General features: G+C 62.0%; 2 protein-coding genes. One reads left to right on the top strand and one right to left on the bottom strand.

The genetic code is table 11. The features are described 5' to 3' along the window. On the bottom strand, positions 1-739 hold a 739-nt coding region (locus tag OXG98_07900), incomplete at its 3' end, for a TonB-dependent receptor plug domain-containing protein (GenBank protein MCY3771926.1). 266 nt (positions 740-1,005) lie between these two features. Between OXG98_07900 and OXG98_07895 the strand changes: the two genes are divergently transcribed. Beyond that, on the top strand, positions 1,006-2,848 hold a 1,843-nt coding region (locus tag OXG98_07895; GenBank protein MCY3771925.1), incomplete at its 3' end, for a DUF5719 family protein.

Raw genomic sequence — 2,848 nt, 5'->3', positions numbered from 1 at the left:
GGAACGACGCGCTGCCGGCGAACGGTGAGTCTTCGGGAACCCTTTCACGAAAATCCGAATTCGCCCAGCGCTCGTCGTCCTGGGAATTGACCCTGCCGCGCTTCAGATAATCGAAAAAGAAGCCCACGTTGGTGCGGCCGTCGTTGAAATACCGTCCCCATTCCAGACTGAGGCTCTGATCGTCACGGGGCAAGCCGTCGAACTCCGTGTGCTTTACACGAACCGTCAGCCCTTCGAAATCGCTTTTCAGAACGGTGTTGACCACGCCCGCCACCGCGTCGGCGCCGTATATCGCGGAGGCGCCATCGCGCAACACCTCCACGCGCTCCACGCCGCGCACCGGAATGGTGTTGGTGTTGGCCGTGTTGACAGGCACGAAACTGCCGCCGACCTCTTCGGTCTGGAAGGTCGCCGAGTTCACCACCCGGCGCCCGTTCAGCAGCGACAGGGTATTGCCGGTTCCCATGCTGCGCAGGTTATAGGCGCCCACGTCTCCGCGTGCGGAATTGACGCCGCCGCTGATGTTTTCCGCTTCGTTGAAAAAGTTCTGCCCGTTCTCCGGGATCATGGCGAGCAACTCTTCACCGGAGTCGATGCCGAGCACATCGATGTCTTCGGCGGTCACCACGGACACCGCGAGGGCCTCCGCGATGTTGGCGCCCCTGATCTGGGTTCCGGTCACGACGATTTCCTCGATTACGCCGCTGTCGTCCTGGGCCCAGGCCGCGCAACCGAGCATCGTCAGCGCGACGGCGGCCGCAATCCGGCGCGGATACCGATCGGGTCGGTTTCCTGTAGCCAACTCCATCGCCTCCCGAATGAATGGTGGCGCGAGCATATCGGGCGCCATCGCCACAGTCGACCTGCCTGCGGCCACGACCGACATGTGATTGACGCCTCGTTTGTTGTAGATTCATACCCGCGCTACGAGCGCTGCGAAAAACCAATGCTGTCCTGCCAGTTGAGCCAGTCGGTCAGGCGGTAATACGAGCAGGAACGATGCACATGCCCGCCCAATCCGCCCCGATACCCGGCCATCGCCCGGAAAATCCATCCCCCGGCCCTGCAGTGCTTTCCGAGATGAATCCCGGGTCTGTTCGAAACCCGCTTGCAGAAATCCGGGCCCTGTTGTGGCTCGGCCTGCTGTGTTTGCCGATGATCTGGTTCGGGTTGGGCCTGCCCGACGCCGTTGCCTCGACGGATGACACAACCGATGAGCGCGCGGGAAGCCACTCGGTACCCTATTTTCCGTCGGCTTCCGACGCTGTGCGGGAAGGATTCGTGCGGGTGCTCAACCATTCCGACCACTCCGGCGAGGTCGAGATCGTCGCCGTCGACGATGCAGGGCACGTGGGGTCGCACGTGACGTTGTCCATCGCCGCAGGCGAGACGGTCCATTTCAACTCGGGGGATCTTGAAAACGGCAATACCGACAAGGGCCTGACCGGTAGCGCGGGTTCCACCGAACGCGATTGGCGCCTCATGCTGTCGAGCGAACTGGATATCGAGGTACTCGCCTACATTCGCACCCCTGCGGATGGGTTCCTGACCTCGATGCACGACATCGTTCCTGCCGATTCCATGAAACCTCACTCGGAAGAATCGGACCACGACCACGATCACGGAGACGACCATCATGGAGATAACGAACACGGCACAGATTACAAATACACCTACCAGGTAGCCATCTTCAACCCGGGTCGTAACATGAACCAGCGCAGCCGGCTGCGCATTGCCAACCCCGGTGACGACGATGTCGAGGTCCGGATCACGGCCACCGACGATCATGGCACCTCCACCGGCGACCATGGAGACTCCGACGACGATCACGGCCACTCCCATGACGATCACGGCCATGACTCTGATGGCCATGATGACGACACCGTCGGCTACGTGAGCCTCCCGATTCCGGCCGGAACCTCGCGCACCCTGGCCGCCGCCGATCTGGAATCCGGGCACGAAGATTTCGAAGGCGCCCTTGGCGCCGGGGAAGGCAAGTGGCAGCTTTGGGTCAAATCGGAGCAACCGGTCACCGTCATGAGCCTGCTGCTGAGCCCGGAAGGCTACCTTTCGAACCTGTCCACGGCTCCGAAAAACCTGCTGGAATACGCCCATGATGACCATGGCCACGGCGGCGACTCCCACGGACACGGGCACGAGGAAGGATCCATGCACTTCGTGCCGATGTTCCCCGCGGCCGGCGACACATCGGGACGGCAAGGATTCGTCCGGGTCATCAATCGGTCCGACGATGACGGCGAGGCAACCATTCATGCCTACGACGATGCCGGTGCGAAGCAGGGGCCTTTGACCCTGACTATCGGGGCGGGACGGACAGCCCACTTCAATTCCGACGACCTTGAATCCGGCGCCATGGCGAAAGGACTGAGCGGCATGGTTGTGCCCGGCATGGGCGACTGGTGGCTGACCCTCGAAACCGAGCTGGACATACAGGTACTTGCCTACATCCGCATCCAGGGCGACGACCCCGCCACCAGCGGGTTCCTGACGGCCATGCACGATGTTGCGCCGATGTCGGCTGGCCGGCATCGCGTGGCCATATTGAATCCGGCCGCAAACCCCAATCAACAAAGCCGGTTGCGCATCGTCAATCCCGGCGACGTAACCGCCGAAGTGGAGATTTCCGGCGTCGACGACGAGGGTCACGAAAGCCATGACCCCATCGAACTGTCGGTGGCGCCCGGTGCGGCGAGAACGTTTATCGCCATGGCGCTGGAGGAAGGAGACGCCGGCTTTGAAGGCGAACTTGGAGACGGCGCCGGAAAATGGCAACTGAACGTCACCTCGGAACAGCCGATCATCGTGATGAGCCTGATGTCGGTTCCCA

It is taken from the genome of Gemmatimonadota bacterium, assembly GCA_026706345.1.
In the GTDB taxonomy this organism is placed as follows: domain Bacteria; phylum JAAXHH01; class JAAXHH01; order JAAXHH01; family JAAXHH01; genus JAAXHH01.
Note: the sequence above shows the minus strand (reverse complement) of the source record. Positions and strands in the feature narration are given on the sequence as shown.